We start from the raw sequence: 22,855 nt of genomic DNA on the forward strand, positions 1-22,855 counted from the left end.
TTTTTACATAATAAGCGAATTTTAACACATTGATGTTTACATTGATCCTTTAGTCTTAGGTTATGAGTCTAAAAGACTAGTTTACTTCGTTAGGAGAGACGATAATCAATGTTAGAGACAATGATACGTGAATCGCAAACCACACAACCTATTGATATAGCAACTCATCCCATACCAGTAGAACAAGTAGAAATTGAAATTACCCAAGAAACACAACCAGAAAGTGTAGCTATATTATCAGATGAATTAAGTCTACGACGTTATTTGATCACTGTACCTGCTATTACGGTGGAAGAAACCTGTCGAGAAACATATATTCGCTTTAAGCGTCAGACCCATCTGCCATGTATTGTTTTGTGCGATGAACAACAGCGTCCTGAAGGATTAATTATGCGTGAACAGTTTTATCGTCATATGGCAAGTCGATTTGCAAGTGAACTATATGATACTCGATCTACAGTCATGTTCAGTCAGCCTCATATTTTGGCAATGGATATCGATACAGAAGCTTCTATCGTTGTGGATGCTGCTCTTGCTCGTGAAGGAGACTCTTTTTATGAATGTGTCGTATTAACACATCAAGGTCTGCTAGCTGGAATTATCACGATCCGCGATATTATGGAATTATCTAACTATTTACAGTTGTCGACAGAACAAAGACGAATTTCTTCTTTGCAAGAGACTCATCAATTTGTAGAACAGATTGGTGATGCGGTGAAAGTAGTTCAACAAGCTGCTCAAGAAAGTCATCGTGAACTGCATTTGATGAAGCAACAGACAGTATCCGGTCAACAAGATCTCAATAAAGCCAATCAGCAATTTGAAGAAGTACAACAATTGGTCGTACGTCAACGTACATTAGCCGAAGATATGCTTCATTACACAGGGCAAGCAAGTAAAGTGGTACATGCTGTAACCGATCTTGCAGGTCAAAGTAATATGCTGGCACTTAATGCTTCGATTGAAGCGGCTAGAGCTGCAACAGCAGGCAAAGGATTCGCAGTGGTCGCCGAAGAAATGCGTAAATTATCTTCTCATATTACAGCCCTTTCTACAGATGTAAATCGGCTATTGACCGGATTAAGTGAGATGATTCAACAATCAGCTTCTTCTACACACACAACAGAGACCGTTATGGATCAAAGTATGGTGTATATTAAGCAAGCCAATCAATTATTTGGCAAAATGGCGTTGGAAGCAGAAGAAGCTTCTAAAAGTGCAGAGCAATTGATCCAATCGGCGGACGAAGCGGATCATCTGACAAGTATCGTGGCACAAGCTTTACAGCGTTAAATCATGAGCTTTACATTTTTTACATTCCGTTTACAATTCGAACTGATGGGATTTACAAATATGATTTATGATGAATAGATGTAAAAAACATTCGTTATCAAAAAAAGAATTGAAAATCAGGGGAGTGTACCTTGTGTCAGCTATTATACGTGTAGAACAATTGAACCTGTACTATGAGAAACATCAGGCTCTTAAACATATTAATTTAAACATTAAAGAAAAAGCGATTACTGCTTTTATTGGTCCTTCGGGTTGCGGTAAATCCACTTTGCTTCGTACATTGAACCGTATGAACGATATGATTCCAGGCACACGTATTGAAGGTGTAGTAGAGATCAGTGGTTCTAATATTTATGGTGAAAATGTAGAAGTTGAAAATCTACGTCAGCAGGTTGGTATGGTATTTCAACAACCTAACCCTTTTCCCAAGTCCATCTACGAGAATGTAGCTTATGGGCCACGTCTGCATGGTGTAAAATCCAAAAAAGAATTGGATGAAATTGTAGAAACAAGCCTACGTCAGTCGGCTCTATGGGAAGAAGTGAAAGATTATCTTAAACGGTCTGCCCTTAGCTTATCTGGTGGACAACAGCAACGTCTGTGCATCGCTCGTGCGCTAGCAGGTCAACCCGATATCCTTTTAATGGATGAAGCAACTTCAGCACTTGATCCAATCTCTACCTTGAAGATTGAAGAATTAACGCGTGAGCTTAAAAAAGATTATACGATTGTGATGGTAACACACAATATGCATCAAGCTGCGCGTATTTCAGATCAAACTGCTTTTTTCTTAAATGGCGAAGTTGTAGAATCGTCAGATACACCGGAGATGTTCTCCAACCCCACAGATTCTCGAACAGAAGATTATATTTCGGGAAGATTCGGCTAATACCTACACCAAGGAGGACTTGTTCATGCCCAACCGGAAAGAATTCGACCAAAGTTTAGGAGAGCTACGTCGCTTGCTCACTGCTATGGGAGATCATGTAGTTCATGCTTTAGAAGAAGCAGTACTATCATTGCAACAACTCAATATCGAACAAGCTAAAAAAATCATTGGCAATGATCACACGCTTAATGAACTAGAAGAAAAAGTTATGGAAATTGGTTCACGTCTGATCGTTACTCAACAGCCAGTGGCCAAAGATTTACGCCGTATTATCGTAGCTTTCAAAATCTCTAGTGATCTAGAGCGTATGGGTGATCTAGCGCTTGATATCGCTAAAGTAACATTGCGTCTTCAAGATTCTACTTTAATCCAGCCATTAGTCGATATTCCTCGTATGGCTGATATCGTAGGACAAATGACCAAAGAATCAATCCAATCGTATTTGGATGAAAATACTGATTTGGCGTATAAAGTAGGCGTAGATGATGATCAAGTGGATCATATGTATAGCGGAATGATTCGTGAACTGCATAACTATATGATCGACCATGCCGTTGATGGCCCGCAAGTTATGTTGCTTAATCTAACTGGACGTTATATCGAACGTATCGGAGATCATGCGACCAATATTGGTGAAAGTGTGGTATATCTGGTTACAGGTGTACGCCCTGATCTTAATCGTTAATCAACACAATACGTCATGTCATAGCCTTAACCCACAAGCATCGGACACAAATCCGGTGCTTTTATTTTTTGATTAGAAGGGCTTGTGGTATCATAGAAAGAGCGAATATTAATCACAATCGTAAACCAGAAGATGGTTCAATATAGAGATGTTCTAACTACAGGAGGTTCTATGGAAAAGTTTCTTTTAATAGATGGTAACAGTATTATTTATCGTGCTTTTTTTGCAATGCAACAACCGATGACAACCAAAAGTGGACAGCATACCAATGCAGTCTATGGATTCACTAATATGTTAATTCGATTGCTAGAAGAAGAGAAACCAACGCATGTGATGGTTGCTTTTGATGCAGGCAAAATTACTTTCCGTCATACCACATATGGAGATTACAAAGGTGGACGTCAAAAAACACCGCCAGAATTATCAGAACAATTTCCATTACTGAAAGAGTTATTAACAGGATTGGGAATTACGTATTATGAATTAGATACGTATGAAGCGGATGATATTATCGGTACATTATCACGGACAGCTGAGGAAAAAGGACGCAATGTATTGATTGTCAGCGGTGACAAAGATATGTTGCAACTGGCTTCAGATCATGTCAAAATTGCGCTTACTCGCAAAGGTGTAAGTGATATTGAACCTTACGGACCCGCAGAGATTGAAGAACGTTACGGCTTAACGCCAGCTCAAATTATTGATCTTAAAGGATTAATGGGGGATACGTCAGATAATATTCCGGGTATTCCAGGTGTCGGTGAAAAAACAGCGCTCAAATTATTGCATCAATTTGGCAGTGTAGAAGAAGTATTAGCGAACACCGATCAACTCAAAGGTAAAATGAAAGAAAAAGTAGAAGCTCATGCTGATGATGCTCGTATGAGTAAAGAACTAGCGACTATTTTCCGTGATGTTCCTTTTGATGCGACATGGGAAAGTATGAAATATGATGGATTTAATCCGGTGACTTCTATTGTTGCTTTGCGCAAATTAGAATTTAACTCGATTATTCAACGCTTGAATTTGTCAGAGCTTGATGGTGAAGATCTGCATGATCCTGCGCAAGTAGAAGCTTCTGAACTTGAAGTCACGATTGTAGGTGAAGAGCAACTTCCAGAACTGGAAAAAGTACTGAATACAGTCGAAGTATTGCATATTGAAAGTCATGGAGATAATCCACATCATGCGGAACTGGTGGGTATTGTATTATCTGCACCGGATCAGTATTACTTTATGACGCCTGAGACATTGTTAAGCGAGGGCGCAGCAGGTGTACGTGCATGGTTAGCTGATGGATCGATTCCGAAGCATGGACATGATTTGCATCGTGCAGACCTGGTGTTACACTGGATCGATATTCCATTTGCAGGAGCTTCTTTTGATGTGCAGATTGCAGCCTACTTACTTGATCCAACAGAGTCCGGGCAAAGCTTGAATGCGCTTGGAGCCAAATACGGTCTACCTCATATGCCAGAAGACGAGACAGTCTTTGGTAAAGGGGCTAAATATAAAGTGCCTGAAGAAGAAATATTGAGTCATCATCTGGCACGCAAAACAGCAGCCATTCGTGAGCTGGTTCCACTTCAACGTGAACAGTTGGAACAAAATGAAATGACCAGTTTATTTGATGATCTAGAAATGCCGTTATCTCGCATCTTAGCCGATATGGAGAAGCAAGGAGTTGCTATTAATACCGATGAACTACGTGAACTAGGCAAAGAATTTGAACAGAAAATCAATGTCTTAGTGACTGAAATTCATGGGATGGCTGGCGTTGAATTTAACTTGAATTCACCGAAGCAATTAGGTGAAATTCTATTCGATCGTCTAGGATTACCTGTAGAGAAGAAAACCAAAACTGGATATTCTACCAGTGCAGATGTACTTGAAAAATTAGCACCTTATCACGATATTGTGCAGTTAATTCTGGTTTATCGTCAACTTGCTAAATTGCAATCGACGTATGTAGAAGGATTGTTAAAAGAGGTTCATCCGAAGTCAGGTAAAGTGCATACCTTTTTCCGTCAGACGATTACAGCGACAGGTCGCTTATCCAGTCAGTTCCCGAATCTGCAAAATATTCCGATCCGTCTAGAAGAAGGACGTAAATTACGTAAAGTATTTGTTCCTTCTGAAAGTGGTTGGAGCATTCTATCCTCTGATTACTCGCAGATCGAATTACGGGTACTTGCACATATGGCAGATGATCCAGGGCTAAAGGATGCCTTTTTACATGATATGGATATTCATACCAAAACAGCTATGGACGTATTCGGCGTGACCAAAGAGCAAGTCGATGGTAATATGCGTCGTTCTGCCAAAGCGGTTAACTTTGGAATTGTCTATGGTATTAGTGATTATGGATTATCTCAGAATCTAGGGATTACTCGTAAAGAAGCAGGCGACTTTATCAGTCAATATCTTGAAGTCTTCAAAGGCGTTAGTCGTTATATGGACGATATTGTAATCGAAGCGAAAAAAGATGGCTTTGTGAAAACGATGCTAGAGCGTCGCCGTTATCTACCGGATATCAATTCATCTAACTTCAATCTGCGTTCGTTTGCGAACCGTACAGCGATGAATACACCTATTCAGGGTACAGCCGCAGATATTATTAAGCTAGCTATGGTGCATATGGATCAAGCGCTTAAAGATCATAAGCTGAACAGCCGTATGTTACTGCAAGTACATGATGAATTGGTATTCGAAGTGCCTGCAAATGAAATGGAACAAATGAAGAAATTAGTACCAGAAGTGATGGAAAAAGCATTATCGTTATCTGTGCCACTTAAAGCTGAAGTGAGCTATGGTGCGAACTGGTATGAAGCGAAGTAAATAGTCTATAATTAGAGGGTAGGGAACGTAGGGATGCTTGGAGGTGGAATAATGATTCGTTCCGCCAAAGAGATGATCCTTACGATCGCTGTTAAAGATTGATTATATAAAATATGCATTTGACTTATTAAAATTTTTATAATGACTTATTTAAGAATATTATTGTAAAAGGTAAGGTGAAAGGTTATGCCGGAATTGCCGGAAGTAGAAACAGTTAGACGGACGTTAAACACCTTGGTTGCCGGCAAAACGATCGATCATGTTACAGTGTCTTTGCCACGTATTATTCAATTACCAGATGATCATAAGCAGTTTGAGATTGAGCTTCAAGGGCATACGATTGAGAAAGTGGAGCGTCGTGGCAAATTTTTGCGAATCGTGATGGATCATTTAGTGTTGGTTTCTCATCTACGGATGGAAGGACGCTATGGAGTCTATACAAAAGATGAACCTGTCGAGAAGCATACTCATGTTATTTTCCATTTTACCGATGGTACAGAGCTTCGTTATAAGGATGTACGTCAATTTGGTACCATGCATTTATTTAAAAAAGATGAAGATTTGCAGTCTAAGCCACTGATGCACTTAGGGCTTGAACCGCTTGCGCCTGAATTTACAGCAGAGCAGTTTATCAATCTAATGAGCAAACGTCGTACGATGATTAAGCCTGTGTTGCTCAATCAGAAGTATGTGGTAGGGATCGGAAATATTTATGTGGATGAAGCTTTATTTCGTTCAGGAATTCATCCAGAGCAGATCGCTAATACGTTAACAGCAGAACAATTAACCCGTCTACACGAAGCCATTGTATCAACACTTGCGGATGCTGTAGAAGCAGGTGGCTCTTCGATTAAGTCGTATGTCAATGGACAGGGCGAAATGGGGATGTTCCAGCACAGTCTACGTATTTATGGTCGCAAAGCAGAACCTTGTTATGAATGCGGAACACTTGTCGAGAAGACGGTTGTTGGCGGAAGAGGAACACATTTTTGCCCTGTGTGTCAGCCGCTACCTACTCGTCAGAAACATTGAGGTGACATCATGAATATCGGTTTAACCGGAGGAATCGCAACAGGTAAAAGCTCGGTGTCTGCATGGTTATCCGCTAAAGGAGCCAAGTTGATCGATGCTGATCTGATTGCGCGTGAAGTGATGATGCCTGACCATCCTGTGCTTGCACAGGTGGTACAACGTTTTGGCGCAGACATGTTACAAGCAGATGGAACACTGAATCGTAAAAAGTTAGGTGAACATATTTTCACCCATCCTGAAGAACGCAAATCACTTGAAGAGATTACTCATCCTGCGATTCGTGAATTGATTCAGACACGTACTTTAGAGCTAGAACAACAATATCCAGATACGTTAGTGGTTGCAGATATTCCATTATTGCTAGAAGCCAAAGGTGTCTATACGTTTGACCAGATTATGGTAGTGTATGTGCCTCAATCAGTGCAATTGGAGCGCTTAATAGCGCGTGATGGATTAACCGAAGAACAAGCATGGAAACGAATAAATGCGCAAATGGATATTGAGCAAAAGAAAAAAGTAGCTGACATTGTAATTGATAACAGCGGTACCCTTGAGGATACGTATGCTCAATTGGAACAGTTCTGGCAGAGTAAAGGTCTTTCATGAAGAAATTGGTTCGTAAAAGAATACTTTTACCACTGTTTATCCTTGTTGTGATCGTTGTTTTTTTCAATAGTCGCTGGTTAGGTTGGATTTATCCAATCGAATACAAAGAAGAGATTCGTGCGCATGCTGCTGCGTATGAAGTCGATCCTTTTTTAGTCGCTGCGATTATTCGAGTAGAAACGAATTTTAAACCAAGCATGGAATCCAAAAAGGGTGCCTTGGGTGTGATGCAATTGATGCCTAATACAGCGCAATGGATCATGGAGCAAGCACACTTAGATAATATGTCACTGGAAACAGTGAAGCATGAGATCGATCCCAATATCCAGATCGGTACATGGTATCTAAGACAGCTCAATCGTCAGTTCGATGGCAATAAGGTGGCTGTGATTGCGGCGTACAATGCAGGGCCTGGCAATGTGAAATCATGGCTCAGTTCCGGTAAATGGGATGGCACACTAGAAGATGCCAAAGATATTCCTTTTGGCGAAACAAGACATTATGTTCAACGTGTATTATATTATTATAAGCAGTATACTGAATTATACGATGCCTTTTAGATCGAACAAACACTATGTTGGATTCTGGAACACATATATTTGATAATAGATGAACTATATATGCGTGAACTTGACTGAAATGATGTCCGAATGAACGGTTGGCGAGAAAGGAAGTGACGTGAGCAATGAAATGTCCATATTGCAGTCACAATGGAACCAAGGTGCTGGATTCCCGTCCAGCCAATGATAATAAGTCGATTCGTCGTCGACGTGAATGTGAAAGTTGCAATCGCCGTTTTACGACGTTCGAAATGGTAGAAGAGACTCCACTGATTGTGATTAAGAAAGATGGTAGTCGTGAAGAATTTAGCCGTGATAAGATTCTTCGTGGTCTGATTCGTGCTTGTGAGAAACGCCCTGTATCTGTAGATCAATTGGATATGATCGTCTCTGAAGTGGAAAAAAGTCTACATACTACAGCGATGGCAGAAGTGGAAAGTCGTGCTGTAGGCGAGTTAGTGATGGAACAGTTGTACCCTGTCGATGAAGTAGCCTATGTGCGTTTTGCTTCAGTCTATCGTCAATTTAAAGATATTAATATGTTTATGAAAGAGCTCAAAGGTCTATTATCCAAAGAAGAGAGCGAAAATACGAATACCTAATCAGAGTTACATAAGATTAGAGATCGTAATAAAGTTAGAGGATACTTGATAGGCAAAAGAGAGCATCTTTACAGTCACATGTAGAGATGCTCTTTTTGGTATACATTTCTATAAAATAATGAGTTATTCCTATCTACTAAATAGCAGATTAAACTCTCATCCTACTAACGATTGTGAAAATAATTTCGTACTTGTTCGATAAACAGTTGCTGTATTCCACTACTGTATTTCATAGAACGAAGTTGCAGGATGCCGATATTTAAATGGTTATCTAACACTGGAAAAGGCAAGCGAGTATATCCAGAGTCTATGTGCAAGGAAGAAGGAACGATCCCAATTACATTTAACTGTTCAGCATATAAAGGGATCAATGAAAGTTGATTTAGCGTATAAAATAAGGGTTCTTTCTCATATGTGTGGAACGCTTTTTCTACCTGTAATCGATACTTGCAAGACGATTGTCCAATAATCAATAAATGCGATAATAACTCGTCTATCGTTACCGTTTGAGCGGTAGCTAATGAATGACCTGCTGGTATAACAACAGAGATCGATTCTTGCGCTAAAGGTTCGAATGAGAAAAGATGAGAATATTCAGAATCAGCACATAACGCAATAGTGATTTTTTCCTGTTGCAAACATTCTTCCAAAAAAGCAGAATGACCCACTGTAATCTCGCAAGCAATTTTAGGTTTATATTGCCGAAATTCATTTAAAATGTGAGGTAAATGGCAGTCTGCCCATGTTTCTGTGACTCCAATGCGTAATGTGCCTATTTCTTCTTCGTTTAGTTGCTTGGCAATATCGCCTACATAACGCCAGTGCTGGATGAGCTGATCCACTTGTTCTGCAAATCGTTGCCCGGCAGGCGTGAGTGTAGCTTCCCAATTGCGATAAAACAAAGTGATTCCTAACTCTTTTTCTAAGCGCTTAATCTGGTTGGTAATTGTCGATTGGGCATAATTTAGCTTTTCCGCAGCCTTGGAGAACGTTCCTTCACGCATGACTGTCTGAAAAGCAATCAATTCTGTCAGATCCATGATCCATCTCCTTTCGCTATCTTCATCGGTAAAATGAATGATCTTTATGATTATTATCTATTATATAAATAGAGTGATCCCAAGTACAATAAGAGCATACACAACCGCTTAGATATTTATTACATTCATTGGTCAGATGGAGGATCAGAATTATGCCGTTTACAAGAATTAGTTATATGGAGAATCAGTACCATGCAGAGCAGTTGCAACAGATCAGCAGGGTCATTTTATCAGCGCTGGTAGATTGCTGTGATGTACCGGTAAAAGATTGCTTTCAAGTATTTCATCATCATCAGCCAGAACAATTTATATACGATCCGCACTATTTACAAGGAGATCGTTCAGATGGATTACTGTATATCCAGATTACGTTGAAGTCTGGTCGAGGGGTAGTCAAAAAGAAAAAGCTGTATATGCAATTAGCGAAGCAACTAGCAGAGCAAGTCGGCGTTCGGATTGAAGATGTCTTTATCATGTTAATCGAGACTGAGTTTGAAGATTGGTCATTTGGAAGTGGTCTGGCACAAATGGTAAAGGAGAATGAGTAAATGGATAAGCACCTATTGGGCAATTCCAATATTCAAGTATCCAAAGTTGGTCTAGGAACGATGGCATTTGGAAGATGGATCGATGCATCTGCTTCACAACGCATTCTGGATCAAAGTCTAGCGCTAGGTATTCATTTTATAGATACGGCTAACTTTTATGGCAAAAGGCAAGATATTGATCATATTGGAGATGGATTAGGAGAGCAGATCATCGGTCAAGCTCTGAAAGGAAAACGAGATCAGGTGATCCTTGCGACCAAAGTAGGTATGCGTATGGGTCAGGGTAAAATGGACGAAGGATTGTCTCGCCAACATATCATGCAAGAGATCGATCGTTCTCTACACCGTCTGCAAACCGATTACATTGATCTGTATCAAGTTCATGAATTTGACCCTCATACACCACTTGAAGAAACGTTACTTGTATTGCATGAATTAGTACAGCAAGGTAAAGTCAGAGCAATCGGGTGTTCTAACTTTGCTGTAGATCAGTTACGTACTGCTTACAAGTTCAGTGATACGCATCAATGGACACCTTTTACTTCTATTCAATCTGAGCTTAATGTGCTGACTCGAGATATAGAGCAAGACGTGTTTCCTTATGCGGATCAAGTTGGAATCGGGAAGATTATTTACAGTCCACTGGCAAGAGGGATATTATCAGGACGTTATTCATCGCTACAAGATATTCCTCCTGAAAGTCGTATGGGCAAAGGCGAAGAACGAATGAAGCATTATTTTACAGAAGAAAATTTTACAAAAGTGGATAAATACCGTGTGATAGCAGAAGAAGTAGGGGTTACACTGGCGCAGTTAATATTATGGTGGACGATAGAACATCCACAAATAGATTCGATGTTAATCGGAGCAAGTCGTACAGCGCATATCGATGAGATCGAACAGGTGATGTCATTAGGAATTATGCCTGCATCCCTATGGGGGCAGATAGCTTCTATAGATTGAATAGCACAGAGATTGAAATATAAAAAGGAACTGAAATATAAAAAAGCCCATCCCGCAATAGACGAGACAAGCTTAGTAAACAATAAGTATGCGGTCAAGAGGACTCGAACCTCCACGGGGGTAAGCCCACACGGACCTGAACCGTGCGCGTCTGCCAATTCCGCCATGACCGCGAATATGTAACTTCCACATGTTCATGATGTCTATCTGAGAAGTTAATGTGGGAGTGGTGAACAAATCACCGTAACTAAGATTATATCGGATTTGAAAAGTGAATACAAGTTTTTTGCTGGTCTGATCCATACCATTCGTACAAAAATAAAACAACGATGAATCGTATATACTGTTCCCTTGATAGTTCAAAGGAGATACCGATTCATCGTTGTTTGTTATATCAAAAAGATTTTAATACATCGATCGTTGAGAAGACAGACTAGATTAAGATGTACCCTGTACTTTTTTCAAAATCGTTTCTAATACATACGTTTTAGCAGGAGGAGTATTATTGAAAAAGCTAGGATCCACAATATAAACATGCCCATTCTGTACTGCTGTTAACTGGTTCCATATTGCACCATCTGCTGTGGCTGTCATTCGCTTGGTCAAAGCGTCAGGTGTATCACCAGCAACGCCTGTAGAGATAAACAGATAATCTGGATTGGTGCTTTGCAACTGAGCAACTGTTGCCGGAGCCGATACCGCATCTGTTGGCAATGTAGCTGGAGCTTTAAGCGCCATATCCTGATACATGACTTCGCCTACACCATTTTTGGCATTGTTGTATAACATCATACCGTCTTTGGTGATTGAAGCCGCTGCTACTGTAGATGTTCCGATAATAGGTGTTAGCTTGGATTTACTTGCATTGGTCGCTTGTTGGAAAGCATTGAGATATTGTTTGACAGCCGTTTCTTTATCTACAATCGTTCCGTAGTTGTACAATTCACTACGCCAGTCATTGGTTTGTGCGATATAGATCGTTGGTGCGATTTTGGACAATTCATCATAGACTGCACGATCGCCGTTATCCGTGAAGATTAGATCAGGCTTTTGCCCTTTCAATGCAGATAGATTAATCTCGGTACCTTCGCCTTCGATCAGTGAAATATTATTCTTTTCTTCATCTGTCATATAGATAGGAAAAGGATTGCTTTCCGTCGGCTTAGGAGCCAGTGCCACATTCACATCAATCGCATTCAGGTAATCCAGTGCATATTGGCTAGTGACTGCAATACGCTTCGGAGAAACCGGAATACTTACTGTTCCAAAAGAATCATTGATGGGCATCGTTTTGATCCCATTGGGATTGAAAATATCGGCACGCGTTTCTTTAGGCTGTCCGCAAGCCGTCAAAAAAACCAACATTAGGAGTAATCCCAATCCTGCTTTGGCATAAGTGGTATTAAATTTCAATGCATTTCGCCTCTTTTCTGAGTACTATACTTCATTATACCAATACACACAGAACCAAAGTCAACGCTTCCGCCCAACTGTCACCCGCTTGTCACAGACTGCGGGGGTAGAGGTGTGAATTGAGGTTGCAGGGAAGGAAGAAAGAGGTGTAAAAGGATCTTTCTTGACGAGGTATAGGTGGATGTGATAAATTAATGTAGTTGTTGCTTTACATATCTATAACTTCATATTCATGGGGCCTTAGCTCAGCTGGGAGAGCGCATCGCTGGCAGCGATGAGGTCAGGGGTTCGATCCCCCTAGGTTCCATAAAATAAAAGTCCGTTAGACACTTTTCGTGTTTAGCGGACTTTTTTATGTAATTAATTGATTTCTATAATCAAATTATAAATATAATTACATTGCTATATATGGTAAAAATAAACTATAATCAGTTAAATAATTTAGTCTAAAGGAGTGGGTAATTTGAATCGATTTATTTTACCATCTTTAGAAAGAACTGTTTTTAAAGAAACAAAAAATAAAAATTTAATTAAACAAGTTATTGTACCAGCAAGAAAAGTGGATTTAGTATTTGTTTCTTTGGAAGACGAGACAGCTATATTCAAAGATTTAGAAGAAATTTATTGTATTACAAATAAGTCTTCAAATATACCCGTTATATATGACTATATAATTCTATCAAATGAAATACCTAACAATGCTAATATAACATCTAATTCATTTAAGTTAAAAAAGTGGTTAAAACATCCAAAAATTGAAGAGAATTATGGAACGAATGAAGTTATTGATTCTTGGACAGATCAGTTTATTTCTAAATTAGAAGAACCTGATAAAAATATATCTGGATTAAGAAAACCACAACTAGGTGCTTTACATACAATACTAGGACACTTTCATCTTCCATTAGATATTGCTACAGTGGTTTTACCAACTGGAACTGGAAAAACAGAAACAATGTTGTCAGCAATGGTAGCTTATAAATGTAAAAAGATACTAGTTACTGTACCAAGCGATTCTTTACGTACCCAAATATCAGAAAAGTTTTTAACGTTAGGATTGTTAAAAGAATTTGAAATACTAGGTAAATCTTCTTTATTTCCAATTGTTGGAATCGTAAAAGAACATTTTAAGTCAACAAATGAACTAAATTCTTTTTTTAGTATGTGTAATGTAGTTGTATCTACAATGACTTTAATGGCTGACAGCCCTGAAGAGCAGCAACTTGAGATGTCTAAACAAGTTTCTCACGTATTTATAGATGAAGCTCATCATATTAAAGCAAGTACATGGGAAAAATTCCGTTTGAATTTTGAAAATGAAAAAATAATGATGTTTACAGCAACTCCTTTTAGACAAGATGGAAAAAGATTAGATGGAAAAATTATTTTTAATTTTCCACTTTTAAATGCTCAAAAAGATGGATACTTTAAGGAAATTGAATTTATAGCAGTAAGTGATTATGATTCATCTAGATCAGATTTTACTATTGCAGAAAAAGCTGTTCAAAGATTGGAAGACGATCATGTAAAAGGATTCCCCCATATATTGATGGCTAGATGTGCTACTAAAGAAAGAGCTAATTTTGTTTTTGAAATATATAAAAAATTTGGAAAATATAATCCAGTTATTATACATTCTACAATTAGTAATAAAGCAGAAGTTTATCAAGCTATAATTGATAAGCATCACAAAATTATTGTATGTGTAGATATGTTGGGAGAAGGCTTTGACTTACCTCAACTGAAAATAGCAGCTTTTCATGATATTAGAAAAAGTTTACCTATTACTTTACAATTTATAGGAAGATTCACAAGAACTAAGCATGATCAGCAATTGGGTAAAGCGTCATGTATTGCAAACATAGCTGATTTAAAGGTTACTGAGGAACTAGAGGAATTATATGCTAGAGATGCAGATTGGAATAAAATTTTATCAGATATAAGTCATTTGAAAATAGATAATGAAATTAAGTATAAAGAGCTTATAGAAGGATTTACTAAAATAAATTCTCTAAAAATACCTTTTCAAAATATAACTCCAAAGCTCAGTGCGGTAGTTTACAAAACTCATGGTCAAGCTTGGTATCCAGATAACTTTTACAAAGGTATCAAATCATATAATGATATTGACTATAAATTTTTTGATGTCAATAGAAAAGAAAATATTGCTATTTTTGTATTTGCAAAAGGTACGTATCCAGATTGGATTAATCATAAAAAAATTTATAATTTGAATTGGGATATTATTGTTATGTTTTGGGATGACAAAAACGAACTTTTATTTATAAATAGTTCAGATAATGGAAGTGTTTATAAAGGATTAGCGAAAGCATTAATTGGAGAAGATACACAGTTAATTGAGCACATGAATGTTTTTAAAGTTTTGCATGGGATAGATAGAATTAGTTTACAAAATGTTGGCCTAAAACTTTTTTTGGGTAGAGATATTAGCTTTAGAATGAGTGTTGGAAGTGATGTGGCTGAAGCTCTTACATTGGCTGAAAAACAAAATGGTCAAAAATCATTTGTTGTAGGAAGTGGATACGAACATGGAAATAAAATTAATATTGGATGCTCATATAAAGGAAGAATATGGACTAAAAAAGAAGCTGATTTATTAGAGTTTAAAGAATGGTGTACTAATATTGGCAAAAAATTAGTAAATGATAAAATTGATCCTAATATCATTCTGAGAGAAACATTAATTCCTCAAAAAATAACAGAAAGACCTGCTGTATACCCGGTTTGGATTGAATTAGATTCAGATATGTTGCAATACAGTGAGATAAAATACTCTTTTATAATTGATGGCACTGAATATAATTTATCAATGTGTGAGATTAATTTAATAGAACCCACATTAGATGGTGATTTATTATTTTGTATAGATACTGAGGATGGTTATGTCACTTTTAGACTTTCTCTATTTAAAGATACTAATAGCCATGACATAGAATATCCGAATTATAAAATTCATAAAATTAGTAAAGAAGTAGTGGAAGTTCGTTATGGATCAAAACAAAAAAGTGCAGTTGATTTTTTTGAAGAGTATATTCCAACTATTTGGTTTGCAGATGGATCAGCTTTGATTGGAAATGATTATATACAACTTAGAAAAAGAGTAAGTTTATACCCTGCTGAGCAGATCATTATTTTTGATTGGGCCGGAATTGATTTGAGTAAAGAATCCCAAAAAGTATATCCAAAGATAACAGATTCTATACAATACAGAATGATAGAAGAGTTAAAAAAAATAGATTATGATATTATATATGATGATGATTATAAAGGAGAAATTGCAGATATTGTTACAATTAAAGTACAAAAGGAATTTATTGAAGTAGAATTATATCATTTAAAATTCTCTAATAATGGTTTAGTTAACAATCAAATAAAAAACTTTTATGAGGTATGTGGTCAAGCGCAGAAATCAGTTGTCTGGAAGCGAAAAGGCGCTACAGAGATTTTAACACATCTTTTAAGAAGAGAACCTAAAAAAGAGAATGGCTTAACAAGTTCAAGGTTTGAAAAAGGAACTATTGCAGATTTGGAGAAAATATTAGATATTGCTAAAAAGAAAATTCCTATACAATTTAAGATATATATAGTACAGCCAAGTTTATCAAAAGCAAATCCTTCTGAAGAGATTTTACAATTGCTAGGTGTCACTTCAGATTTTATCAAAGCAACTTCCGATATTAAATTAGAAGTCATTTCAAGTGCTTAACAGAAATAGAATTCTGTTTGAAAATATTTAATCATTAGCAATGTTTAAAATAAAAGTCCGTTAAACACTTTTCGTGTTTAGCGGACTTTTTGCGTATAATAGACTCATCCAAATACATAACACTTACAGGAGGTTCCAACCCATGTCTTACCAACAACTTACTTACACCATCGACAGCAACGGCACGATCTACGATAACGATTCGATCGAAGCGTCCGTCATTTCAGATATCGTTCTCGATTTCCAAACAGGTATCTACGACTATCTTATCCTCACTCCAAGTCAGCCTATCGAACATAGTATCTACATACAAGCGGCTTCGGAACAACATGAAGGGGAAGGGATGGTAATTGAGATTCGGTTTGTACCTGAAGAAGACCCATCTGCTTTTCAACATTATGCGTATCACACATCCAACCACCAGGAAATCATTCAAATTCTTTTGGATTACTGGACTCAGCAGAAATTACCGGATCTCACCAACTGGCATAATATCACTAACGAATTTTAAAGAAAGCGAAAAGAAACGCAATACATTTTTAAAAATAAACTCTAAAATTCCCTCTTAAAAAATAAATAATGTAAGCGTATACTTTTCTCTTGCCAAATGAATCAAACGATGATATTCTTGCTTTAGGGATTGTTACTGAAAAGGCAAAACCCAGTACATGTAGCTAGGTCTGACATGTGTTGGGTTTTGCCTTTTTGCGTATAATATCTCCATCTAGAGCATTCAGTATTGCTTTAAAGTAAGCGCTTACTATAAAGTGATACAGCAAGCTCAGGATACTCCTTACCCTCAAAAGAATAGAAATAGGATTGTTACTGGTCATGCAGGCAAAACCTAATCAGATCGTATCTACATCTACGCGATCTAGTTGGGTTTTGTCTTTTTTTCGTACCTCAATGCCAAAGGAGCGATAACCATGAAATATGAACAATTAGCCAAAGATATTATCCACAATATTGGTGGTCGGGACAATGTGAACAGTCTGACGCACTGTATTACACGCTTGCGTTTCAAATTAAAAGACGAAAGCAAAGCCAATACGGATGTACTTAAAAATATGGATGGCGTCGTTACCGTTATTCAGAGTGGTGGACAGTATCAGGTGGTTATTGGGAATCATGTGCCTGATGTGTACGCTGAAGTGAGTACCATTGGAGGATTTCAAGCAGATACAGGGCAAGATGATACATCTAACGGAGAGAAAGTAAGCTTGTTCAATCGCTTTATTGATATGATTTCAGGCGTATTTACTCCAATTCTAGGCGTGCTGTGTGCAACAGGGATGATCAAAGGATTTACCGCATTATTGGTCGCCCTGCATGTATTAACCACAGAGTCAGGAACATACCAAATTCTTAATGCATTAGGCGATTGTCTATTTTATTTCTTCCCAATCTTTTTGGGTTATACGGCTGCCAAAAAGTTCAATGCCAATATATTTATCGGAATGGCGATCGGAGCAACATTGGTATATCCGACGCTTAGTGGCTTAACTGCTGGCGATCCATTGTACACCTTGTTTGCAGGTACATTATTTGAGTCACCAATCCATATTACGTTTTTAGGAATACCTGTAATTCTGATGACGTATTCGTCTAGTGTTATTCCGATTATTTTAGCTACGTATGTCGGTTCGAAATTAGAAGTATTTTTCAAAAAAATTATTCCAAGTGTTGTGCGTACGTTTTTGGTTCCGTTCTGTACATTACTTGTTATTGTTCCGTTAACTTTACTTATTATTGGACCAATTGCTACATGGGCAGGTCAATTGTTAGGGGCAGGTACATTATTTGTCTATAACTTAAGCCCGATTATTGAAGGCATGTTGATCGGTGCATTCTGGCAAGTGTTTGTTATTTTCGGCTTACACTGGGGTCTGGTTCCGATTGTGATCAACAACTTAACGGTTATGAAATTCGATCCTGTTTTAGCAGGGATGTTTGGAGCTTCATTTGCACAGACAGGTGTTGTACTAGCAATCTTACTCAAAACGAAAAACGTCAAACTCAAATCGCTTTCGATTCCTGCATTTATCTCAGGTATCTTCGGTGTCACCGAGCCAGCGATTTATGGAATTACACTTCCTCGTAAAAAGCCATTTATTATCAGCTGTATCGCGGCTGCGGTAGGTGGAGGGATTATTGGTTTTGCAGGTACCAAAGCTTATATTCTAGGTGGATTGGGTATTTTCGGAATTCCAAGTTATATCGGTCCAAGCGGCATAGATGCTGGATTCTATGGCATGTTGATAGGTATCGGAGTCAGCTTTATTCTTGGATTTGCTATTATGTATGCGATGTTCCAAGACGACAAAGAAACAGCTAAAGTCACAGAATCACAAGCACCCAAAACAACGATCAAAATCGCTCAAGAAACGATTGCCAGCCCGTTACAAGGAACAATTCTTCCACTTAGTGCTGTAGAAGATGAAGCATTCTCCTCAGGTGCACTGGGCAAAGGGATAGCGATTGAACCGTCTGAAGGCAAAGTGTATTCGCCTGTGGATGGTGTATTGACTTCGATGCTGTCATCCGGTCATGCGCTGGGGATTACCAGTGATCATGGTGTAGATATTTTGATCCATGTGGGTCAAGATACGGTGAAGTTAAAAGGTAAACATTTCACACCTAAAGTGAAACAAGGCGATATCGTCACCAAAGGACAATTGTTGATGGAATTCGATATCGAAGCGATCAAAGCCGCTGGATATATCGTAACTACACCCGTGATTATTTCCAATACAGCTAATTTTCAAGATGTTGTGCAGACCGACAAGCAAGCGATTCATTTCAAAGAAGATCTAATTACGGTCTTGATCTAATACAGATTGAATGTCATTGCTGAATACGTATACATTTTCTGTTGAATCAAAATAATCTCTACTCATATGTAAGTTCCAAGTGTCTGACCGCATACAGGTCAACAGACACTTGGAACGATACTGATCACTATATAACAGGAGGAATGAATGATGAGCACAGTACAGCCTACATTTCCAAAAGGATTTCTATGGGGAGGAGCAACAGCCGCGAACCAATTAGAAGGTGGCTATGATCAAGGAGGCAAAGGTTTAAGTACATCTGATATGCTGACCGCAGGCACACATACGACTTCTCGCAAAATCACAACAGCATTAGACCCAACACTCAACTATCCAAGCCATGAAGCGATTGATTACTATCATCGGTATAAAGAAGATATTGCTCTGTTTGGTGAAATGGGCTTTAACGTATTTAGAATGTCGATCGCCTGGTCACGTATTTTCCCGAATGGTGATGATCTTGAACCGAGTGAAGAAGGATTGCTGTTCTATGATCAAGTTTTTGCCGAGTTGAAAAAGAATAATATTGAGCCATTGGTAACGATATCTCACTATGAAGCCCCATTTGCTCTAGCGCAGAAATATAATGGCTGGTCTGATCGCCGGGTGATTGATTGTTACACTCGTTATTGTGAGACACTATTTACAAGGTACAAAGATACTGTGAAATACTGGTTAACCTTTAATGAAATTAATATTTTGACGCTACCGTTTGGAACGTTTCTGGCTGGCGCAATGATTCCTAAAGGCAATGGAGAATTAGTCGATACATCACAAGATGATCCACAAGCACGCTATCAAGCGCTTCATCATCAATTTGTAGCTAGTGCCAAAGCCGTTAAGTTAGGGCATCAGATCAATCCCGATTTCAAAATTGGTTGTATGATTGCTTATATGTGCTCCTATCCGCTGACTTCGAATCCAGAAGATGTGATTTTGGCGCAACAAAAAGATAATTTAACGAACTTCTTATGTTCGGATGTACAGGTTAGAGGAGCCTATCCGGGCTTTGCTAAGCGTTATTTTGCAGATCAAGGAATTAAACTTGTAATGGAGCCGGAAGATGAGCAGATTTTGAAAGAAGGCTGTGTCGATTATTATACATTTAGTTATTATTCTTCGACTTGTGTGAGCGCTGATCCTGACCAAGAACAAGTAGGTGGTAATCTATCCATGGGACTCAAAAATCCGTACCTTAAAGCAAGCGATTGGGGATGGCAGATTGATCCACAAGGATTGCGCTGGTCACTGAACAATATTTATAATCGTTACCAGATTCCTTTGATGCTTGTGGAAAATGGTCTGGGTGCTGTGGATGAAGTGGAAGCCAATGGAAGTATTCATGACGATTATCGTATTGAGTATTTGAAGCAACATGTGATCGCGATGCAAGAAGCGATAGCGGATGGAGTTGACCTGATCGGCTACACACCATGGGGCTGTATCGACCTTGTCAGTGCAGGTACAGGCGAGATGAAGAAAAGGTACGGATTTATTTATGTCGATAAAGATAATGAGGGTAAAGGTACACTGGATCGCTCACGGAAAGATAGCTTTTTCTGGTATCAGAAAGTGATTGAGAGTAATGGAGCCGTGTTGGAATAAATATTAAAGATAATATAAAGACCTGTTATACACTTTATAGAGTGTTTAACAGGTTTTTTTATTATACCAGCTGGATATAATCATAGCTCTTTTACAAATCCAATAAAAAACTTCATTATAACGTTTCATAAGACGATATAGATACTGGGGAATAACCTTTTTTTTGAAATGTAATACATACTGGAGAGGTTGGATATTTATTATGAAAAAAAGAATAATCTGTGTATTGGCTACATCTGTATTATTATCATCGTTTAGTTCAATAGCATCTGCTAAAGAATGGAGTACGTTATCTAATCCACAATGGACACAAAGTACAAAGGACGAATTTTTAGATGTAAAAAATGATATTCATCTTGCAACTGATCAGAAATTAGTTTATTTACATATGCAAGATGAGAAAACATACACAAAAATATGGAATTATGACACACTTAATGCGGTTGATCCAGACACAGGAAAGACAAAATGGATATTCCCTTTTTTTAAAGAAGGAATAGGTTATTTAACAACAGAGTATCCATTCATGTATGGTAAAAATGGAACAACATATGCTTATTTTGAATCTAATCGTTTATTGTATTCTATCAATGCTAAAGGGAAACAAAATTGGATGATTGAGCTTCCTGAACAACAACATCCAGATGCAGTATGGAATAATCCAGTTCACCTGATGAAAGATGGAACATTGCTTTATATAGTTCCTAAGTCTACTAAGACAGGAAATGAGACAACGATTGTCTATGGATATAATAAAAATGGTAAACAAATATTTAAAAAATTGATTTCTGGACATGTTGAAAAAGTAACAGATACCTATGTCATTGTCCAAAACCAATCTGTATCCTTTAATTATTTTAAATCCGATGTTTATAATACAGCGATGAAACGTTTATATCGCTATGAATTTCCAAAAGGTGCCACTACAGATATTGGATATACAATAGTATGGGATGATGGCACTGTACTATTTAGAGCTGATTTACCGAAAACAGGTAATCGTTTAATTGCTATTTCTCCGCAAGGAAAAGTATTATGGACTAGAGAAGTTCCAGGTAATGCAGAGATTAGAGAAGTAGGTAACTATTATATTGTTTATGTTGATAAAACAGTTTCTCTTTATGATTCGAAAGGATTTGTAGCTAAACACGCATTTGATCATATAGATGATGAAGTGCCTATTTATCCATCCGCTAGAATGACAGATGATCACAAAATTTGGTTGGATCTTGTGATAGAACAATATGTGCTCGATCCAAAAGATATGTCTGTTATCCAAAATTTTAAATTGAATAACGAAGATACTAAAATTATGCAATATGATAATAATATTGTTTATACATTAGAAGAGTCGAAGAACAAAGTATCTAAATACCAACTGAAATAATTTGAGATTGTCTATAATACTATTCTTTGTTAATTTGTTATTTAATACTGTAAGTTGAATCTAACATCGTTAGATGATATCATGAACCAAATAAGAAGTGAACAAAATCTTACAGGGTTAGATAAGAGGGATAAAATGGCTAAAAAAATAGCAGTGAGTGAAGCGAGAGTATTGGAAGCATCTTGGGAATTGTTAGCTCAAGATGGATTGGAAAAGTTCAGTATGCGTAAATTAGCAGACTTGATCGGGATTCAAGCGCCTTCGATTTATTGGTATTTCAAAAGCAAACAATTACTTTTTCAAGCTATGGCAAATCAAGTCGCAAGAGAAATTATGCTGAATATTCATCTGCAAGGAGATTGGAAAAAACAATTGCATCATTATGCAGTCACGATGCGAGAACAGTTACGAATTTATCCATGTTCTGCTCAATTGCTAATGAGAACATTGCCTTTAGAAAGCGATTATTTGCAGTTGTTAGATCAATTTCTGCAACCGATCGAACCTCTTCCGCTGACAGATAAAGAAAAGTTGAACTATATCGTCTGTGTGATTAACTATGTATTGTGTCATGAACTCGATGAGTATGAACGTCAACAAGTCGCGATCGGTATTGGTGTTAAAGATGAGAAGTTATTAGAAGGTTGGGCGCTAAAATCATTTGATCAGATTCCACAAGAAAAAGTAAGTATTATTCACCGGATGTATACCAATGGTCTATTTGGAGAAGTCGGTACAGATGAGATGTTTGAATCGGGATTAGATATTTTGTTACGTGGCATCGAGCAAAAGGTTATAGCTAGTTCGTAAGATATCCATCGGAACATTAGAGGAAG

18 protein-coding genes and 2 tRNA genes are annotated in these 22,855 nt (G+C 37.7%); 17 read left to right on the plus strand and 3 right to left on the minus strand.

From position 1 onward, the window contains the following. The first annotated feature begins 108 nt into the window (after positions 1-108). From PTI45_RS07775 to nrdR, 8 genes are all read left to right on the plus strand, one after another. Positions 109-1,293, plus strand: coding sequence for a methyl-accepting chemotaxis protein (locus PTI45_RS07775; protein WP_069326993.1), 1,185 nt, complete (start codon positions 109-111; stop codon positions 1,291-1,293). A gap of 133 nt (positions 1,294-1,426) precedes the next feature. After that, entirely contained in the window at positions 1,427-2,182 is a 756-nt protein-coding gene (gene pstB / locus PTI45_RS07780; protein WP_069326994.1) for a phosphate ABC transporter ATP-binding protein PstB, read from the plus strand. Positions 2,183-2,207: 25 nt separating this feature from the next. Further along, on the plus strand, positions 2,208-2,867 hold the full coding sequence (phoU, locus tag PTI45_RS07785; protein WP_069326995.1) for a phosphate signaling complex protein PhoU: 660 nt from the start codon (positions 2,208-2,210) through the stop codon (positions 2,865-2,867). Positions 2,868-3,038: 171 nt separating this feature from the next. Beyond that, positions 3,039-5,705 (plus strand): DNA polymerase I, encoded by a 2,667-nt coding sequence (gene polA, locus PTI45_RS07790; protein ID WP_069326996.1) that lies wholly within the window; start codon positions 3,039-3,041, stop codon positions 5,703-5,705. Between the two features lie 186 nt (positions 5,706-5,891). Beyond that, positions 5,892-6,737: a DNA-formamidopyrimidine glycosylase gene (gene mutM / locus PTI45_RS07795; protein ID WP_069326997.1), complete on the plus strand. Its 846-nt coding sequence runs from the start codon at positions 5,892-5,894 to the stop codon at positions 6,735-6,737. Between the two features lie 9 nt (positions 6,738-6,746). Beyond that, positions 6,747-7,343 carry a dephospho-CoA kinase gene (coaE, locus tag PTI45_RS07800; RefSeq protein ID WP_069326998.1) on the plus strand — a complete coding sequence of 199 codons (597 nt, stop codon included), beginning with the start codon at positions 6,747-6,749 and terminating at the stop codon, positions 7,341-7,343. After that, positions 7,340-7,903, plus strand: coding sequence for a lytic transglycosylase domain-containing protein (locus PTI45_RS07805; protein ID WP_069326999.1), 564 nt, complete (start codon positions 7,340-7,342; stop codon positions 7,901-7,903). The genes coaE and PTI45_RS07805 overlap by 4 nt, the downstream gene beginning before the upstream one ends. Before the next feature lie 125 nt (positions 7,904-8,028). Beyond that, a complete protein-coding gene (nrdR, locus tag PTI45_RS07810; protein ID WP_069327000.1) occupies positions 8,029-8,505 on the plus strand; it encodes a transcriptional regulator NrdR in 477 nt (158 codons plus the stop codon). Positions 8,506-8,669: 164 nt separating this feature from the next. On the opposite strand, the gene PTI45_RS07815 is transcribed toward nrdR, so the two are convergent. After that, positions 8,670-9,545, minus strand: coding sequence for a LysR family transcriptional regulator (locus tag PTI45_RS07815; protein ID WP_069327001.1), 876 nt, complete (start codon positions 9,543-9,545; stop codon positions 8,670-8,672). 152 nt (positions 9,546-9,697) lie between these two features. On the opposite strand from PTI45_RS07815, the gene PTI45_RS07820 reads away from it, so the two are divergent. Both PTI45_RS07820 and PTI45_RS07825 read left to right on the plus strand, forming a co-directional pair. After that, complete coding sequence (locus PTI45_RS07820) at positions 9,698-10,093, plus strand: tautomerase family protein (protein WP_069327002.1); 396 nt, start codon at positions 9,698-9,700, stop codon at positions 10,091-10,093. Then, positions 10,094-11,056: an aldo/keto reductase gene (locus PTI45_RS07825; protein WP_069327003.1), complete on the plus strand. Its 963-nt coding sequence runs from the start codon at positions 10,094-10,096 to the stop codon at positions 11,054-11,056. It begins immediately after the preceding gene. Positions 11,057-11,145: 89 nt separating this feature from the next. On the opposite strand, the gene PTI45_RS07830 is transcribed toward PTI45_RS07825, so the two are convergent. Together PTI45_RS07830 and PTI45_RS07835 are read right to left on the minus strand one after the other, a co-directional pair. Continuing rightward, positions 11,146-11,229 (minus strand) — tRNA-Leu (locus PTI45_RS07830). A 265-nt stretch (positions 11,230-11,494) separates the two neighbouring features. Continuing rightward, entirely contained in the window at positions 11,495-12,469 is a 975-nt protein-coding gene (locus tag PTI45_RS07835; protein WP_069327004.1) for an ABC transporter substrate-binding protein, read from the minus strand. A 234-nt stretch (positions 12,470-12,703) separates the two neighbouring features. On the opposite strand from PTI45_RS07835, the gene PTI45_RS07840 reads away from it, so the two are divergent. The 7 genes from PTI45_RS07840 to PTI45_RS07870 all read left to right on the plus strand — a co-directional run bounded on the left by PTI45_RS07840 (position 12,704) and on the right by PTI45_RS07870 (position 22,829). Then, positions 12,704-12,776: transfer RNA gene (locus PTI45_RS07840), tRNA-Ala, on the plus strand. A 156-nt stretch (positions 12,777-12,932) separates the two neighbouring features. After that, positions 12,933-16,196, plus strand: a complete 3,264-nt coding sequence (locus PTI45_RS07845; protein WP_069327005.1) for a DEAD/DEAH box helicase — start codon at positions 12,933-12,935, stop codon at positions 16,194-16,196. A gap of 142 nt (positions 16,197-16,338) precedes the next feature. Next, positions 16,339-16,707, plus strand: coding sequence for a hypothetical protein (locus tag PTI45_RS07850; RefSeq protein ID WP_069327006.1), 369 nt, complete (start codon positions 16,339-16,341; stop codon positions 16,705-16,707). Between the two features lie 415 nt (positions 16,708-17,122). Then, positions 17,123-19,027 carry a beta-glucoside-specific PTS transporter subunit IIABC gene (locus tag PTI45_RS07855; protein WP_069327007.1) on the plus strand — a complete coding sequence of 635 codons (1,905 nt, stop codon included), beginning with the start codon at positions 17,123-17,125 and terminating at the stop codon, positions 19,025-19,027. A 150-nt stretch (positions 19,028-19,177) separates the two neighbouring features. Next, a complete protein-coding gene (locus PTI45_RS07860) occupies positions 19,178-20,632 on the plus strand; it encodes a glycoside hydrolase family 1 protein (RefSeq protein WP_069327008.1) in 1,455 nt (484 codons plus the stop codon). 202 nt (positions 20,633-20,834) lie between these two features. Next, positions 20,835-22,019, plus strand: coding sequence for a hypothetical protein (locus PTI45_RS07865; RefSeq protein ID WP_069327009.1), 1,185 nt, complete (start codon positions 20,835-20,837; stop codon positions 22,017-22,019). Between the two features lie 135 nt (positions 22,020-22,154). After that, entirely contained in the window at positions 22,155-22,829 is a 675-nt protein-coding gene (locus tag PTI45_RS07870) for a TetR/AcrR family transcriptional regulator (RefSeq protein ID WP_069327010.1), read from the plus strand. Positions 22,830-22,855 lie beyond the last annotated feature (26 nt).

Source organism: Paenibacillus nuruki (assembly GCF_001721045.1).
Taxonomy (GTDB): domain Bacteria; phylum Bacillota; class Bacilli; order Paenibacillales; family Paenibacillaceae; genus Saccharibacillus; species Saccharibacillus nuruki.